Origin of the sequence: Mesorhizobium sp. M0217 (assembly GCF_040321955.1) — a bacterium.
GTDB lineage: Bacteria > Pseudomonadota > Alphaproteobacteria > Rhizobiales > Rhizobiaceae > Mesorhizobium.
Genome location: NZ_JAMYSN010000012.1, coordinates 56,424 through 72,901 on the forward strand (window position 1 = coordinate 56,424; position 16,478 = coordinate 72,901).

Annotated in this window: 17 protein-coding genes; 12 read left to right on the top strand and 5 right to left on the bottom strand. The window is 62.6% G+C overall.

Translation table 11 applies throughout. From position 1 onward, the window contains the following. Positions 1–9: 9 nt before the first annotated feature. On the bottom strand, positions 10–1,263 hold the full coding sequence (tyrS, locus tag NKJ18_RS19505; RefSeq protein ID WP_023669134.1) for a tyrosine--tRNA ligase: 1,254 nt from the start codon (positions 1,261–1,263) through the stop codon (positions 10–12). 254 nt (positions 1,264–1,517) lie between these two features. On the opposite strand from tyrS, the gene NKJ18_RS19510 reads away from it, so the two are divergent. The 4 genes from NKJ18_RS19510 (at position 1,518) to NKJ18_RS19525 (ending at position 5,206) form a co-directional block, all read left to right on the top strand. Beyond that, on the top strand, positions 1,518–2,252 hold the full coding sequence (locus tag NKJ18_RS19510) for a glycosyltransferase family 2 protein (protein ID WP_023669133.1): 735 nt from the start codon (positions 1,518–1,520) through the stop codon (positions 2,250–2,252). Continuing rightward, positions 2,245–2,577, top strand: a complete 333-nt coding sequence (locus NKJ18_RS19515; RefSeq protein ID WP_023669132.1) for a lipid-A-disaccharide synthase N-terminal domain-containing protein — start codon at positions 2,245–2,247, stop codon at positions 2,575–2,577. The genes NKJ18_RS19510 and NKJ18_RS19515 overlap by 8 nt, the downstream gene beginning before the upstream one ends. Positions 2,578–2,635: 58 nt before the next feature. Next, the gene (locus NKJ18_RS19520; protein ID WP_352518851.1) at positions 2,636–4,279 is read left to right on the top strand and encodes an ArnT family glycosyltransferase; all 1,644 of its coding nucleotides are present in this window, start codon (positions 2,636–2,638) and stop codon (positions 4,277–4,279) included. 195 nt (positions 4,280–4,474) lie between these two features. Then, complete coding sequence (locus NKJ18_RS19525; RefSeq protein ID WP_352518850.1) at positions 4,475–5,206, top strand: phosphatase PAP2 family protein; 732 nt, start codon at positions 4,475–4,477, stop codon at positions 5,204–5,206. Positions 5,207–5,244: 38 nt separating this feature from the next. Here NKJ18_RS19525 and NKJ18_RS19530 read toward each other — a convergent pair whose 3' ends face one another. Both NKJ18_RS19530 and NKJ18_RS19535 read right to left on the bottom strand, forming a co-directional pair. Continuing rightward, complete coding sequence (locus NKJ18_RS19530) at positions 5,245–5,892, bottom strand: FMN-binding negative transcriptional regulator (RefSeq protein ID WP_023697554.1); 648 nt, start codon at positions 5,890–5,892, stop codon at positions 5,245–5,247. Positions 5,893–6,104: 212 nt separating this feature from the next. Then, positions 6,105–6,779, bottom strand: coding sequence for an alpha/beta hydrolase (locus tag NKJ18_RS19535; RefSeq protein WP_023669128.1), 675 nt, complete (start codon positions 6,777–6,779; stop codon positions 6,105–6,107). Between the two features lie 256 nt (positions 6,780–7,035). Between NKJ18_RS19535 and NKJ18_RS19540 the strand changes: the two genes are divergently transcribed. From NKJ18_RS19540 to sufA, 7 genes are all read left to right on the top strand, one after another. After that, complete coding sequence (locus tag NKJ18_RS19540) at positions 7,036–8,199, top strand: cysteine desulfurase family protein (protein WP_352759270.1); 1,164 nt, start codon at positions 7,036–7,038, stop codon at positions 8,197–8,199. A gap of 187 nt (positions 8,200–8,386) precedes the next feature. Further along, the gene (sufB, locus tag NKJ18_RS19545) at positions 8,387–9,904 is read left to right on the top strand and encodes a Fe-S cluster assembly protein SufB (protein ID WP_023706434.1); all 1,518 of its coding nucleotides are present in this window, start codon (positions 8,387–8,389) and stop codon (positions 9,902–9,904) included. A 29-nt stretch (positions 9,905–9,933) separates the two neighbouring features. After that, complete coding sequence (gene sufC / locus NKJ18_RS19550; protein WP_023734519.1) at positions 9,934–10,689, top strand: Fe-S cluster assembly ATPase SufC; 756 nt, start codon at positions 9,934–9,936, stop codon at positions 10,687–10,689. Between the two features lie 40 nt (positions 10,690–10,729). Further along, positions 10,730–11,998, top strand: coding sequence for a Fe-S cluster assembly protein SufD (gene sufD / locus NKJ18_RS19555; RefSeq protein ID WP_023734520.1), 1,269 nt, complete (start codon positions 10,730–10,732; stop codon positions 11,996–11,998). Between the two features lie 128 nt (positions 11,999–12,126). Further along, positions 12,127–13,368 carry a cysteine desulfurase gene (locus tag NKJ18_RS19560; protein WP_352759275.1) on the top strand — a complete coding sequence of 414 codons (1,242 nt, stop codon included), beginning with the start codon at positions 12,127–12,129 and terminating at the stop codon, positions 13,366–13,368. Positions 13,369–13,389: 21 nt separating this feature from the next. After that, positions 13,390–13,776 (top strand): SUF system Fe-S cluster assembly protein, encoded by a 387-nt coding sequence (locus tag NKJ18_RS19565; RefSeq protein ID WP_023684865.1) that lies wholly within the window; start codon positions 13,390–13,392, stop codon positions 13,774–13,776. A 105-nt stretch (positions 13,777–13,881) separates the two neighbouring features. After that, positions 13,882–14,262, top strand: coding sequence for a Fe-S cluster assembly scaffold SufA (gene sufA, locus NKJ18_RS19570; RefSeq protein ID WP_013532156.1), 381 nt, complete (start codon positions 13,882–13,884; stop codon positions 14,260–14,262). Positions 14,263–14,411: 149 nt separating this feature from the next. Here sufA and NKJ18_RS19575 read toward each other — a convergent pair whose 3' ends face one another. Beyond that, positions 14,412–14,909, bottom strand: coding sequence for a GFA family protein (locus NKJ18_RS19575; protein ID WP_023697559.1), 498 nt, complete (start codon positions 14,907–14,909; stop codon positions 14,412–14,414). 83 nt (positions 14,910–14,992) lie between these two features. On the opposite strand from NKJ18_RS19575, the gene NKJ18_RS19580 reads away from it, so the two are divergent. Beyond that, positions 14,993–15,316: a TfoX/Sxy family protein gene (locus tag NKJ18_RS19580; protein WP_023669120.1), complete on the top strand. Its 324-nt coding sequence runs from the start codon at positions 14,993–14,995 to the stop codon at positions 15,314–15,316. A gap of 203 nt (positions 15,317–15,519) precedes the next feature. Here the strand turns inward: NKJ18_RS19580 and NKJ18_RS19585 are convergent, their stop codons facing one another. Then, positions 15,520–16,437, bottom strand: coding sequence for a pseudouridine-5'-phosphate glycosidase (locus tag NKJ18_RS19585; RefSeq protein ID WP_352759276.1), 918 nt, complete (start codon positions 16,435–16,437; stop codon positions 15,520–15,522). Between the last annotated feature and the right edge of the window lie 41 nt (positions 16,438–16,478).

Genomic DNA, 16,478 nt, shown 5'->3' on the forward strand with positions numbered 1-16,478 from the left:
GAAGACGGCTCAGGCAGGCCGCACAAGCACGTGCTTTTTCTTGCCCACTGAAAGCTTTGCGACGTTTTCCGGACTCAAATCCTGAGGCGTCACCATCCGCCGGTCGTCCGCCACCGGCTGGTCGTTGAGGCGCACGGCGCCGCCCTGGATATGCCGGCGCGCCTCGCCGTTCGACCCGGCAAGGCCCGCGGTGACCAGCAGCGACAGGATGCCGATGCCAGCTTCCAGCGCTGCGCCATCCACCTCGACGCTCGGCAGGGTTTCGGCCGTCACGCCTTCCTCGAACGTCTTGCGCGCGGTTTCCTCGGCCGCGAGCGCCGCCTCGCGGCCGTGCACGATGGCCGTGGTTTCTGTGGCCAGCACCTTCTTGGCCTCGTTGATCTCCGAGCCGCCAAGGGCGGCCAACCGCGCGATCTCCGAAAGCGGCAGCCGGGTGAAGATCTTCAGGAAGCGCTCGACGTCGGCATCCTCGGTGTTGCGCCAGTATTGCCAGAAATCATAGGGCGAGAAGAGGTCGCCGTTCAGCCACACCGCGCCCTTGGCCGATTTGCCCATCTTGGCGCCCGACGATGTCGTCAGCAGCGGCGTGGTCAGCGCATAAAGCTGCGGCGTGCCCATGCGGTGGCCGAGATCGACGCCGTTGATGATGTTGCCCCACTGGTCCGAACCGCCCATCTGCAGCCGGCAGTCGTGGCGGCGGCTGAGCTCGACGAAATCATAGCCTTGCAGGATCATGTAGTTGAATTCGAGGAAGGACAGCGACTGTTCGCGCTCGAGCCGCAGCCTGACGCTGTCGAAGGTCAGCATCCGGTTGACCGAAAAGTGGCGGCCGACATCGCGCAGGAACTCGACATAGTTGAGCTTCATCAGCCAGTCGGCATTGTTGACCATGATGGCGTCGTTGCCAGTGTCGCCGAAGCGCAGGATGCGGCCAAAAATTCGCTTGATGCCCTCGATGTTGGTGGCGATCGCCTCGGGCGTCAAAAGGCTGCGCTGGTCGTCACGGAAGGACGGGTCGCCGATCATCGAGGTGCCGCCGCCCATCAGTGCGATCGGCCGGTGGCCGGTCTCCTGCATCCAGTAGAGCATGGTCGCCGATATCAGATTGCCGATGTGCAGGCTGGTCGCCGTGGCGTCGTAGCCGACATAGGCGGTCACGGTTTCCTTCGCGAAAAGTTGATCCAGCCCGGTCTCATCCGAAATCTGGTGGATGAAGCCGCGCTCGCTCATGACGCGCAGGAAATCGGACTTGAAGGCGGGCATTGTTTCTTCCTGAAAGCGCCGGGTCCGAACGGCCCGGCATGGCCTGAACGCGGGCGTTTAGCATCCAAGCGCGTCAAGCAAAAGTGGTTTCCGATTTTGCGCCGGCATGGAGAGCCTATTCTGCACTGCCGCGCATGCTTGCTTCATCCTGTCGGCTGGCGTAATGAGGCGCCGCGCCAACGGGTTCGATCCGCTGGAACGGCACCGCACGGCATCCACCGAATGCCATATCTTGTGACAGAGCCCGACGCGATATGCCGGACGCATTGATATCCATCGTCATTCCCTGCCGCAACGAGGCGGCGAACCTGCCGCTGCTGATCGACGAGATCGAGGCGGCGATGACCGGGCGCGACTTCGAAATCATCGTCGTCAATGACGGTTCGACTGACGACACCGCTTCGGTGCTTGCCGCTGAAGCCGCCACACGTCCGTTTCCGCTTCGGCAGCTTCGGCACGAAAAATCCGCCGGCCAGTCGCTTTCGGTGCGCTCGGGCGCTTGGGCGGCGCGCGGCTCGATCGTCGCCACCATCGACGGCGACGGCCAGAACGACCCGCAATATATCCCCGTGCTGGTCGATGCGCTGCGTCGGGCAGGGCCCGATTTCGGCGCCGCGCAGGGGCAGCGGTTGAAGCGCCGCGACAGCAAGATCAAGCAATTGGCATCGCGTTTCGCCAACTGGCTGCGCGGCGCGATCCTGCATGACGACACCCGCGACACCGGCTGCGGCCTGAAGGCGATCCACACCGATATCTTGCGCAAACTGCCGTTTTTCGACGGTACGCATCGTTTCGTTCCGGCGCTTGTCATCCAGGAAGGCTACCGCGTCGTCCATTGCGACGTCGTCGACCGCTCCCGCCGCCACGGCAAGTCGAATTACGGCATCTTCGATCGCGGCCTGCAGGGCGCGCTCGATCTCGCCGGCGTCTGGTGGCTTCGGCGCCGGCGCCGCAGAATGCCAAAGGTAGAGGAAATCACGCATGGCTAACGTGTTTCAGGAATTGGCGACCTGGCTGCACCAGGTTTTCGTCAAGCAGTTCGACGCCTGGGTTCTGCTCGGCTTCGTTGCCCAGTTCTTCTTCACCATGCGCTTCCTGGTACAGTGGATCGCTTCGGAAAAGGCCAAGCGCAGCGTCGTGCCGATCGCTTTCTGGTTCTTCTCGCTGTTCGGCGGCGGGCTGCTGCTGGTCTACGCCATCCAGCGTGAGGATCCGGTGTTCATCGCCGGCCAGGCCATGGGCATGGTGATCTATGTCAGAAATTTATGGCTCATCGCCAATGAGCGCAAGGCGGCGATGACCAAGGTCGACTGAGCCACCAGTCCCGCCAAATCCAGTCTGTCCGGTGTTGACCAGTCTGTCCGGTGTCGAAATGAGCAGGAACTACATCTTTCTCTTCCTGTTCAGCCTGATGATGACGGCGTCGGGACTGGCCTCTATGCCGCCGCTCGACCGCGACGAGCCGCGCTTCGTCCAGGCGACCAAGCAGATGACGGAGACCGGCGACTATGTCGACATCCGCTTCCAGGACGCGTCGCGTTACCAAAAGCCGATCGGCATCTACTGGCTGCAATCGGCGGCGGTGACGCTGAGCGGCCAGGGGGCACAGGCGCCGATCTGGATTTACCGGCTGGTCTCGGCGCTGGGCATCGCCATCGCCGTCGTCGCAATCGCCTGGACCGGGGCCAATCTGTTCGGCGCCAATGCCGGTCTTGCCGCCGGCCTGGTCATGGCGGCGATTTTCGCCACCGCCTTCGAAGGCCGCGACGCCAAGACCGACGCGATGCTGCTTGCCTGCTGCGTTCTGGCGCAAGGCGCGCTGGCGCAGATTTATCTGGCATCGCGCCGCAACGAGCCGGTCGCCGGCCATCTGCCGTGGATTTTCTGGGCTGCGCAGGGCGCGGCGATCCTCATCAAGGGGCCGATTGCACCGCTGCTGTCGGCGCTGACGGTGCTCACGCTGGTTGCCTTCGAGCGCGACTGGCGCTGGCTGGCGAGGCTGAAAGCCGGGCGTGGGCTGATTCTGGTGCTGTTGATCGTGCTGCCCTGGCTCGCCCTTATCACCTGGAAGAGCAACGGCGCCTTCCTGCAGCAGGCCGTCGGCAAGGATATGCTCGGCAAGGTCGCGCAAGGCGAGGAGTCGCACGGCGTTCCGCCGGGCTTCTACGTGCTGACCTATTGCCTGTTCATGTGGCCGTTCGGCCTTGTGGCGCTCGGCGCCGGACTGCAGGCGCTCAACCGATTGCGCGACGATCCGCGCCTGCGTTTCTGCCTCGCCTGGTACATTCCGTTCTGGCTGGTCTTCGAATTGATCCCGACGAAACTGCCGCATTATGTGCTGCCGGCCTATCCCGGCATGGCCCTGCTCATCGGCTGGCTTTTGACGCTGACACCGCAAGAGGCAAATGCGCCGCTCAGGCGCTGGCAGACATGGCTGTGGTGGGCGACCGCATTCGGCACCGTTCTGGTGACAGTCGGTCTCGCCGTGCTTTGCGTCGGTGCGCCGATCTATCTCATGAAGACATTTTTATGGTGGAGCGTTCCGGCCGCCGCGGCAGCATTGGGCGCCGGCTACCTCGCTGTTTCGCGCCAGAAGCTGGTGCCGCTGGTCCGCATCGGCGGGGCTGCGGTTTGCGCCGGTATAACCTACGCCCTGCTGTTCGGTGTCATCGTGCCGTCACTGAAACCGATTTGGATGAGCCGGGAAATCGAGGCTGCGGTTCGCGCCGATCGTCCCTGTGAGATGAGCGTGCTCGCCTCCGCGCAATATCACGAACCGAGCCTGGTATTTCTGGTGGGCACAAAGACGGTACTGACCGATGTCGATGGGGTTGCGCAACATCTGCTTGGCGATCCGGCCTGCGCTTTGGGCCTGGCGCCGGTCGGCGATGAAAAACGGCTGGATGACCTGCTGGCAGGGCAAGGCAAGAAGGCCAGCCGCGTCGCTGAAATCGACGGCATCAACTATTCGTCAGGTGATAAATTGTCGCTCGGCCTGTACCGTGTGGCGAACTGATAGCTCTTCAATGATCGCGCCGAGCTCCGCATGTTGATGAAGTCGCCATCGCCGGCGCGTGCCGCTTTGCCTGCCATGCTCCGGCAGTCTGTCGCTAATTTCCGCGACACTTTCGGGATTGTACGGCATCGCCTGGCGACGCGCCCGGCGCGCTACCCGAAAATCCTGTGGTCGGTCTGGGTTGTGGCCTGGCTTTTGCTGACGGTCGCGGTGTCGCTCCGTTTCGACCATCTTGCGGGCACCATGGCGAGGCAGTGGGCTTTAGGCTCGACCAATGTCTTCCGCATCGCCGAGTTTTTTACCTTCTTCGGCCTAGGCGGCTGGTATCTTGTCCCGTCGGTACTGGTGCTGATTGCCGCGAATCTGACGGATTGGCGCAGCCTTTCCCGGCGCGCGCGGATGACCTTCTACAACTGGACCTGCTTTGCTTTCATGGTGCTGGGTTCGATCGCACTCTCGGCCATGGTCGTCAACGTGCTGAAATATGGCGTGGGCAGAGCCAGGCCGATGAATTTCGACAAGCTCGGCGATCTGTCGCTGCATCCTTTTTCCTTGGAGGCGCGCTTTGCCAGCTTCCCGTCCGGCCATGCCACGACCATGGGCGTCATTTTCGGCATTGCACTGCTGTTGTTGCCCCAGCGCAGATGGGTGCTGCTGGCTGCAACCTTGTCGGTCGCATCGACCCGGATCTTTATCGGCGCGCACTATCCGAGCGACACTGTCGCCGGCTTCGGCCTTGGCTGTGCTGTTGCCATCGTTTGCGCGATGGTGCTTGGCCGGCTGGGATGTATCTTCCGCTACACGGCGTCGGGGTTGCCGGTGGCAAAAACTACGTTCCGCCTATTCCGTCGGGCTCGCAAACCAAACCAAAACGATGCGCCGAGACAGACGAATTTCCGCATTGGAGCAGCGCCGGCAAGCAACTGAATTGCTGACGCCTTTGGAACCATCTAAGACCACCCCAGCTAGCTGTCGATGCCACCCCAGCTCCGCACCAGCCGAGCCATGTCAGGCGCGCCGGCGGCTTCCTTCTCCAGCCCTTCGGCGACACCGACGCGGTCGGCGACGGGCCGGTTCTGGCTGACTTTCCACTTGCCGCTGATTTCGGCGATCTCGATCTCAAGCCCGATGATGCCCTTGATCTGCGACTGGATGAAGGTCGGCGGCGCATCGGTCACCGCCCAGGGTGCCTCGCGGGCGCCTTCCTGTGACAGCGTCAGCTCGGTGATCTGCTGTGCGATCCAGGCGGAATCCTCGATCACTCTGACCGTTCCTCGCACCTGGACAATGGCGTAGTTCCAGGTCGGCACGACCTTGCCGGTCTCGCGCTTGGTCTCGTACCAGGACGGCGTCACGTAGGCGTCGGCGCCCTGGAAGACGACCAGCACCGGCGATGTCGGATTGTCGGCCAGCTGACGCCATTGCGGGTTGGCCCTGGCCAGATGGGCGCGCAGCCGGCCATTCGGCCCAACCTCGGCATCAAGCAGGAAGGGAATGGCATTGGCGACCGGGCCATCGGCGCCGTTGGAGATCAGCAACCCCAGCGGATGCGTCCGGATCAGCCCGTGCAGGACGTCCGGCCGCGTTTCCTGGAAATGGGGAGGCTGGTACATGATCGGTCATGCCTTCTTGCGCTGGCTGAACCGGCATTGTGCACCGTTCAGCCGAGCCGCGCCACATGTCAGGCTGGCTTCACCGTTTGGATCAGCCGAAATGGCATTGTCGCGCCCATGATGGGCACGACTGTGACGGCATCGGACCGGGAGTTTTTGTTTTGACGCAATTCCGGACGGAAAACCCGTTTACACTTTTCCTGGAATTGCTCTTAGCGCAGCCGCTTCGGCCGCGGATCGGACAATTCGCCGGCCAGCCGTCGGTCGAGATAGTCGGCGCATTCCTCGAGCAGCAGATCGGCGTCGTTGGCGAAGAAGTGGTTGGCGCCTGGCAAGGTCTTCTGCGTGATGGTGATGCCCTTTTGCGTGTGCAGCTTGTCGACCAGGCCCTGCACATCCTTGGGCGGCGCCACCTTGTCGGCATCGCCATGGATGATCAGACCCGATGACGGGCAGGGCGCCAGGAACGAGAAATCATAGGTGTTGGGCTGCGGCGCGATCGAGATGAAGCCCTCGATCTCGGGCCGGCGCATCAGAAGCTGCATGCCGATCCAGGAGCCGAAGGAATAACCGGCCACCCAGCAGCTCTTGGAATCCGGATGCAGCGACTGCACCCAGTCGAGCGCTGCGGCGGCATCCGACAATTCGCCGGTGCCGTGGTCGAATTCGCCCTGGCTGCGGCCGATGCCGCGGAAGTTGAAGCGAAGCGTGGTGAAATCGCGCTTCTGGAACATGTAGAAGAGGTCATAGACGATCTTGTTGTTCATCGTGCCGCCGAATTGCGGATGCGGATGCAACACGATGGCAATCGGCGCGCTCTTCTCCTTGGAAGGCTGGTAGCGGCCCTCCAGGCGGCCGGCCGGACCGGTGAAAATGACCTCAGGCATGAACTACTCCAAATGGCATACGAATGCGCGGCGCCCGGAACAACTCTTTACTCTAGCCCCAGCCCTTCCGGGCCTTGACGCAGGGCAAGCGTCTTCTTAGAAGCTAGTTTAGAATTGTTCAAAACTGGATAGCCAGCCGTGACGGCCCGGCCATCCTCGCCGCAAGCCGCGTAAATAGGACGTCTTGCCTTGCAATTTCAAGGAAATAACGCGCTATCCTTGCGGAAAGGGTCTTGACGGGATCGATTGGGTGAAAATGGCCGCAGCACGCGCCTATCTCGACTACAATGCCAGCGCGCCGCTCATTGCCGAGGCGCGCGAGGCGATGATTGCCGCGCTCGATCTCGTCGCCAATCCGTCGTCGGTGCATGCCGAGGGGCGCGCGGCGCGGCGCCTGATCGACACTGCCCGGCGTGATGTGGCAGCACTTGTCGGCGCCAAGGCCGAGCATGTCGTCTTCACCTCGGGCGCGACGGAAGCCGCATCGACGCTGCTGACGCCGGATTGGCAGATGGGCCGTGGCACGGTGCGCATGAGCCGGCTCTATGTGTGCGAGGCCGACCACCCTTGCCTGTTGAACGGCGGCCGCTTCCCGGCAACACAGGTTTCGCGGATCGGCGTCGACGCCGATGGTATCGCTGTGCTCGCTCATCTGACAGCCGCTCTGGCCGCGCATCACAAGGCCGAAGGCCTGCCGTTGGTCGCGATCCATGCGGCCAACAACGAGACCGGCGTCATCCAGCCCATTGAAGCCATCGCCGCGATCGTCAAGGCGGCGGGCGGCATTCTGGTGGTCGACGCGGTGCAGGCTGCGGGCCGTGTTCCAATCGATATGTCAGCGGCTTACGCCGACTATTTGATTCTGTCTTCGCACAAGATCGGCGGCCCCAAGGGTGTCGGCGCCGTCGTTGCGGCAGCCGATCTGATGATGCCGAAGCCGCTGATCAATGGCGGCGGCCAGGAAAAGGGCCATCGCGGCGGCACCGAAAACCTGGCGGCCATCGCCGGCTTTGGCGCCGCGGCGCGGCAGGCTTTGGCTGGACTGAAAGACGTCGAAGCGATCGCGCAACGCCGCGGCGAGGTCGAGAAAACACTCAAAACGCTGGTGCCGGACGCAGAAATCTTCGGAACCGGCGCGCCAAGGCTTGCCAATACGACATTCTTCGCTATTCCCGGCATCAAGGCCGAGACGGCGCAGATCGCGTTCGATCTGGCTGGCGTGGCGCTGTCGGCGGGATCGGCCTGTTCGTCGGGCAAGGTCGGGCCGAGCCATGTGCTGAAAGCCATGGGTTACGGCGACAGCCTCGGCGCTTTGCGCGTGTCCATCGGCCACGCAACGAGTGCCGGGGATATCGAACTGTTCCGTGCTGCGCTGGCTGGTATTGCCCAGCGCCGGGCGGGCAGGGAACAAGCCGCCTGAGGCGGCGACAAAGAATTCAGGCCCTCGCGGCCTGGTAGAGCCGTGCGTTTGCAAGTGGCCAGGTGAATTCCCGGCCGAGACGCACTATATGAAACTTACGCCGCCTTCTGCGCCTCATGGGCAGCCCTGGCGATGCCATAGTTTGAAAACTGTCGGGCCTTGACCCCGGCGTGGATGGAGAACGCTTATGCCTGCTGTGCAGGACACGATCGATCGGGTCCGAAAGATCGACGTCGACCAGTACAAATACGGATTCCAGACAGAGATCGCGATGGACAAGGCCCCCAAGGGCCTGAGCGAAGACATTATTCGCTTCATCTCGGCCAAGAAGGATGAACCGTCCTGGATGCTGGAATGGCGTCTGGAAGCATATCGGCGCTGGCTGACGCTGGAAGAGCCGACCTGGGCGCGCGTCCATTATCCGAAGATCGATTTTCAGGACCTCTATTACTACGCGGCGCCCAAGAGCACGCCCGGCCCGACCTCGCTGAGCGACGTCGATCCCGAGCTGTTGAAGGTCTACGAGAAGCTCGGCATTCCGCTGCGGGAACAAGAAATCCTCGCCGGCGTGCAGAAGACCGACGTCTCCGATCTCGAGGAGCCCAGCGACAACGTCTACAAATCGGGCCGTGTCGCGGTCGACGCGGTGTTCGATTCCGTTTCCGTCGTCACCACGTTCAAGAAGGAGCTGGCGCAGGCCGGCGTCATCTTCTGCTCGATCTCGGAGGCCATCCGCGAGCATCCGGAGCTGGTCCAGAAATATCTCGGCTCGGTCGTGCCGACCTCCGACAATTTCTACGCCACGCTGAATTCGGCTGTCTTCACCGACGGCTCGTTCGTCTTCGTGCCCAAGGGCGTGCGCTGCCCGATGGAGCTGTCGACCTATTTCCGCATGAACGAGAAGAACACCGGCCAGTTCGAGCGCACGCTGATCATCGCCGAGGAGGGGGCTTACGTCTCCTATCTCGAAGGCTGCACGGCGCCGCAGCGCGACGAGAACCAGCTGCATGCCGCCGTCGTCGAACTGGTGGCGCTCGACGATGCCGAGATCAAATATTCGACGGTGCAGAACTGGTACCCCGGCGATGCCGAGGGCAAGGGCGGCATCTACAATTTCGTCACCAAGCGCGGCGACTGCCGCGGCCACCGTTCGAAGATCTCGTGGACACAGGTCGAGACCGGTTCGGCGATCACCTGGAAATATCCGAGCTGCATCCTGCGCGGCGACGATTCCTCCGGCGAGTTCTATTCGATCGCCGTGTCGAACGGCTACCAGCAGGTCGATAGCGGCACCAAGATGATCCATCTCGGCAAGAACACGTCGAGCCGCATCATCTCCAAGGGCATTGCCGCCGGCTTCTCGCAGAACACCTATCGCGGCCAGGTCTCGGCGCATCGCAAGGCGACCAACGCCCGCAACTTCACCAATTGCGATAGTCTCCTGATCGGCGACCAGTGCGGCGCCCACACCGTGCCCTACATGGAAGCCAAGAATTCGACGGCGCAGTTCGAGCACGAAGCGACGACGTCGAAGATTTCCGAGGACCAGAAATTCTACGTCATGCAGCGCGGCATTCCCGAGGAAGAGGCGATCGCGCTGATCGTCAACGGCTTCGTCAAGGATGTCATCCAGCAGCTGCCGATGGAGTTCGCGGTCGAAGCGCAGAAGCTTATCGGCATCAGCCTCGAGGGCTCGGTCGGCTGACCGGACAATATATATCCAGGAAAGAAAAAATGCTTGAGATCAAGAATCTGCATGCCCGCATCGTCGATGACGGCACCGAGATCATCCGCGGCCTGAACCTGACGGTGAAAGCCGGCGAGGTCGCCGCCATCATGGGGCCGAACGGCTCGGGCAAATCGACGCTGTCCTACATCCTCGCCGGCCGCGAGGATTATGAGGTCACCGAAGGCGACATCCTCTATAACGGCCAGTCGATCCTCGAAATGGATCCGGCCGAGCGCGCCACCGCGGGCATTTTTCTCGCCTTCCAGTATCCGATGGAGATACCTGGGGTCGCGACCATGGAATTCCTGAAAGTGGCGATGAACGAGCAGCGCAAGGCGCGCGGCGAGGAACCGCTGAAAATTCCGGAATTCCTGAAGCGGGTGAAGGAGGCGGCAGCCTCGCTCTCGATGGACATGGCGATGCTGAAGCGGCCGCTCAATGTCGGCTTCTCCGGCGGCGAGAAGAAGCGGGCCGAGATCCTGCAGATGAAGCTGCTGGAGCCGAAACTTTGCGTGCTCGACGAGACCGATTCCGGCCTCGATATCGATGCGCTGAAGATCGTCTCGGACGGCGTCAACGCGCTGCGCTCGCCCGACCGCGCCATCATCGTCATCACTCACTACCAGCGCCTGCTCGAGCACATCGTGCCCGATAGCGTGCACGTCCTATACAAGGGCCAGGTGATCAAGTCCGGCGACAAGTCGCTGGCGCTCGATCTCGAAGCCAATGGCTATGCCGGCGTGATCGGCGAAGCCGCGTGAGATGCCAGGTCATTTTGTACCAAAAGACAGGGCCAAGCTTATGAACATGCATTCGACACCCCAGCGCACCCAGGCTGAAACGGCGTTGATCGACGCTTTCGGCGAGCGGCTGTCGCTGCTGCCGGGCGACGGTGCGGTGATGCTGAAGCGCGACGACGCCATCGAGGCGATCAAGCACGGGCTGCCGACGCGGCGCATCGAATCCTGGCATTACACTGACCTGCGCCGGCTGTTGACCGCGGTGCCGGCATTCGATCCGACGGCCGCCGCCAAAACGCTAACGCCCATCGTCGAAGGTTCCGCCGTGCTGGCGGTTCTGAACGGCGTCTCGAGTGCGAAATTCCCCGCGATCGAGGGCGTGACGATCCAGCGCCTGTCGGAAAAGCTGACCGACGGCTCGATTGCGCCCGGCCTCGACCCCTATGGCAGCGATGACGCCATCGGCGCGCTGAACACTGCTTTCGTCGCCGACGGCTATTTGGTCGACGTCGCCGATGGCGCAGCACTGGAGAAGCCGATCGAATTGCAGAACCTGCAAGCCGGCGGACAGACCCATGTGCGCTTTCCCGTGCGTGTCGGCGCCGGCGCCAAGGCTGCGATCGTCGAGCGTCAGGCGGGCGAGGGCGCGGCTCTGGCCAGCTCCGTCAGCCAGCTGGTGTTGGGCGAGGGCGCCGAGGTGACCTGGCTGATCATCCAGGAACAGCCGGAAACGGCCACCCATCTGGCGCAGTTCAAGGCGCATCTCGGCAAGAATTCGAAGCTGACGCTGTTCTTCATGAATGCCGGCGGCAAGCTTGTGCGCCAGGAGATCGTGGTGAAGACCACGGGCGAAGGCGCCGACTTCAAATTGCGCGGCATCAACCTTCTGGCCGGCGACACCCACACCGACGTGACAATGGTGCTCGACCATGCCGTGCCGCACACGACATCGACGGAAGTGATCCGCAATGTCGTGACCGGCAAGGCGCGCGGCGTCTTCCAGGGCCGCATCAACGTCCACCAATACGCGCAGAAGACCAACGCCAAGATGGCCTGCAACACGCTGCTTTTGTCGGACGATGGCGAGTTCTCGACCAAGCCGGAGCTGGAAATCTTCGCCGACGACGTCATCTGCGGCCACGGCGCGACCGTTACCGAGATCGACCACAACCATCTGTTCTACCTGATGGCTCGCGGCATCGACGAGAAGAGCGCCCGTGGCCTGCTGGTCAAGGCGTTCGTCGCCGAAGTGATCGAGGAACTGGACGACGAAACCATCGTCGAGGCCCTGGAAACAAGGCTGGACGACTGGTTCGTGGCGCATGGGTAGCGCCTCCCCTTCTCCCCTTGTGGGTCCGAAGGACGGGCGAGGCAAGTGACTCGCCCCGGGCGGTGGCCGAGCGAAGCTCGGTCGAGTGAGGGGTGACGAAGTGAGGCGGTGCCTCAAGAGAGCTTGTAATGGACCAGAAGATCGAAACAACCCCATACGACGTCGAGGCGATCCGCCGCGACTTCCCGATCCTGTCGCGCGAAGTCTACGGCAAACCGCTGGTCTATCTCGACAATGGCGCCTCGGCGCAGAAGCCGCAGGTGGTGCTGGATACGATCCAGCACGCCTATTCCCAGGAATACGCCAACGTGCATCGCGGCCTGCATTTCCTGTCGAATGCCGCAACCGACGCTTATGAGAAGGCACGCGAGACGGTGCGCCGTTTCCTCAATGCGCCAAGCACCGACAACATCGTCTTCACCTCGAACACGACCGCGGCGATCAACACCGTGGCTTACGGCTATGGCATGCCCAATATCGGCGCGGGCGACGAGATCGTGCTGTCGATCATGGAGCACCACTCCAACATCGTGCCGTGGCATTTCATCCGGGAGCGGCAGGGCGCCAAGCTGGTCTGGGTGCCGGTCGACGATCTCGGCATCTTCCACATCGAGGAATTCGAAAAGCGGCTGACCGACAAGACCAAGCTCGTCGCCATCACGCATATGTCGAACGCGCTGGGCACGGTAACCCCGATCAAGGAGATCGTGCGCATCGCGCATTCGCGTGGAATTCCCGTACTTGTCGACGGCAGCCAGAGCGCCGTGCACATGCCGATCGACGTGCAGGATCTGGATTGCGACTTCTTCGTCTTCACCGGTCACAAGGTTTACGGGCCGTCCGGCATCGGCGTGCTTTACGGCAAGAAGGATATTCTCTCGGCCATGCGCCCTTTCATGGGCGGCGGCGAGATGATCGAGGAAGTGACGGAAGACGTCGTCACCTACAACGAGCCGCCGCACCGCTTCGAGGCCGGCACGCCGCCGATCGTCCAGGCGATCGGGCTGGGTACAGCATTGGAATACATGGAAAAGATCGGCCGCGAGCGCATCGCCGCGCACGAGGCCGACCTCAAGACCTACGCGCACGAGCGGCTGCGCGCCATCAACTCGCTGCGCATCTTCGGCGACGCGCCGGACAAGGGCGCCATCATTTCCTTCGAATTGCAGGGCATTCATGCCCATGACGTGTCGATGGTGATAGACAGGCAAGGTGTTGCCGTCCGCGCGGGCACCCATTGCGCCCAGCCGCTGTTGAAACGCTTTGGCGTAACCTCCACATGCAGGGCATCGTTCGGCATGTATAATACCAGGGCCGAAGTCGACGCTTTGGCCGATGCGCTGGAAAAAGCGCGCAAGTTCTTCGGGTGACAGGTTCTTTGGATGACGACCATGGATGATGCGAGCCACACCACCGCGCCGGAAGCGGCCGTCAATCCGGTGGTTTCCGCCTCGGCAATTCCCGCCGACGAGCTGGCGCGGCTGACCGACGACATCGTCTCGGCGCTGAAGACGGTCTATGACCCGGAAATACCGGCCGACATCTATGAGCTCGGCCTCATCTACAAGATCGACATCGAGGACAACCGCGCGGTCAAGATCGACATGACGCTGACCGCGCCCGGCTGTCCGGTGGCCGGCGAAATGCCCGGCTGGGTGGAAAACGCCGTCGGCGCCGTCGAAGGCGTCTCCGGCGTCGAGGTCAACATGACCTTCGACCCGCCCTGGTCGCCCGACCGCATGTCGGAAGAGGCGCAGGTGGCGGTGGGCTGGTACTAGGTTGACTGAGGTTGGTGCACTTGCACCAGTGGTAAAACTTCACCATTTTAGGTGAGGAATCATTCGGCAGGCCTTGAACCTGCATGGAATGGAAGAGGAAAAAGAATGGGACGCTTCGCCGTCATCACGATGACCGAAAAGGCCGCCGACCGGGTGCGCGAGATCGTCGCCACGCGCGACAATGCGCATGGCATTCGCCTCGGCATCAAGAAGGGCGGCTGCGCCGGCATGGAATACACGGTCGACCTGGTGACCGAGCCCAATACCAAGGACGACCATATCGAACGCGACGGCGCGCATGTCTATGTCGCGCCCGAGGCTGCCCTTTTCCTGTTCGGCACCGAGATGGATTTCGAGCAGACGACGCTGCGCACCGGCTTCACCTTCCACAACCCGAACCAGAGTTCGGCCTGCGGCTGCGGCGAATCCGTCGAACTGAAGCCCGCCGACCTGAAGGCGCTGGCTGAGGCGCGCGCTTCGGCCTGATCTTCCTTCTCCCCGTTCACGGGGAGGTGAGGAATGGTCCACGCAGCGGGCGAAAAGCCAATTGCTTGGCTTTTCGAATGACGAACGGCCCGAAGGGCCGGATGAGGGGCAGCGCTGACCATCGGAAGTCGCGCTCCGCGCCTCCCTGCTTACTTCACCCACATCTTCGTCCGCTTGTGCCAGTCGGCGATCGATTCCTCGGGATAGACGTCGAAGACCTTGTCCTTCTTGCCGATCACCGGCTCGACCCAACTCGCCTTGTATTTCAACATCAGATGCACCTTCTCCGGCGGCTTCGGCAACTCGCTGTCGATTGCCGAGGCGAAGGGGTGGACCAGGTCCGGCCATGTCGGATCGTAGAGCCAGAGCGCCGAACCGCACTTCTTGCAGAAATTGCGCTCGCCCGTCGAAATCTCACACTTTGGATGCTCGTCGTCCGCGATCTCGGCCTGGTAGACGCCGAGATTGCGCTTGCCCTTGATTTTCAGCGTCTTGTAATCGGCGCCGAGATTGATGGCGAAGCCGCCGCCGCCCTGCTGCTTGCGGCAGATCGAGCAGTAGCACAGCATGAACGGCACCGGCGTGTTGCTCTCCACCTCGAAATGGACGGCATCGCAGCGGCAGGATCCCTTGAGCAGCAGCGGCATGACAGAACTCCGACGGATGGCTCTCAACTTGCCAGCATGGTTTTTGGTTGCAGCCATGGCAAGCCCGGTGACATGATTGCGGCATGGACAATGAACGCATCGAAGAGCTGTTCGAAGGCCTCGGCCCGGTCAGTATCCGAAAACTGTTCGGCGGCAAGGGTATCTATTTCGACGGCGTCATCGTCGCTATCGTGCTGCGCGGCGAATTGCTGCTCAAGGCTGACGAGCAAAGCGCGCCCGACTTCGAAGCCGCCGGCTGCAAGCAATGGACCTATACCGGCACCCGCCACGGCAAGCTGGTCGCGATGCCGTACTGGAGCATTCCCGACGACGCGTTTGATGATCCTGACGAGATGAGGGTGTGGGCGCGCCGGGCGTATGAGGCGGGACGAAGGGCGGGGAAGTGAACCGGGACCGCCGCGTTTCTTCCCACCCCCCTCTGTCCTGCCGGACATCTCCCCCGCAAGGGGGGAGATCAGTTGTCACATTGGCCTTCGCCAATCACCAACGTTGAAAATGGGAGCCTGCGGCTAAGCTGTTAATCTCCCTCCTTGCGGGGGAGATGGCCGGCAGGCCAGAGGGGGGTGCTGTCCCGCCGACGTAGGCGATCCTACAGCGCCGTCGCAATCTTCGCCGCCAACCGCGCATTGTTCTCGACCAGCGCGATGTTGGTCTTCAAGCTCCGGCCGCCGGTCAGTTCGAGGATTTTGCCCAACAGGAACGGCGTCACCGCCTTTCCGGTCACATTCTGCACTTCCGCCGCCTTCTGCGCGGCCTCGATATAGCCGGCCATCTCGTCGGCCGGAATTTCATCGTCCTGCGGCACCGGGTTGGCGATCAGCATGCCGCCGACCAGGCCAAGTGCCGCCCTGGTCTTGTAGAAATGCGCGATCTCTTCCGGTCTGTGCAGGGTCAGCGGCGCGCGGAACGGCGAATGCCGCGACCAGAAGGCCGGCATCGTCTCGCAGCCATGGCCAATCACCGGCACGCCGCGCGTCTCCAGCACTTCAAGCGTCTTTTCGATGTCGAGGATCGCCTTGGCGCCGGCCGAGACGACGATGACCGGCGTGCGCGCCAACTCGTCGAGATCGGCCGAGATGTCGAAGCTCTTTTCCGCGCCCTTGTGGACGCCGCCAATGCCGCCGGTGGCGAACACCTTTATCCCGACCATGTCAGCGGCGATCATGGTGGCGGCGACCGTGGTGCCGCCGGTGCGGCCTTGCGCCACCGCAAAGCCGAGATCGGCGCGCGACAGCTTCATGGCATCGCCGGTCATGGCCAGCGACTCGCGCTCGCCGTCGGACAGTCCGATCTTGATGCGGCCGGCGACCACGGCGATCGTCGCCGGCACCGCGCCATTGTCCAGGATTATCTTTTCGACATTGGCGGCCATGGCGCCATTGTCGGGGTAAGGCATGCCATGGGTGATGATGGTGCTCTCCAGCGCCACGACCGGGCGGCCAGCGGCGAGCGCCTCGGCCACGGGCGCGTGGAGGTCGATCAAGGGGCGGGCGCTTTGCGGTGTCATGATGGTCTCCGATCCGGAGATCCGCGCGTCCGCTTGGACGT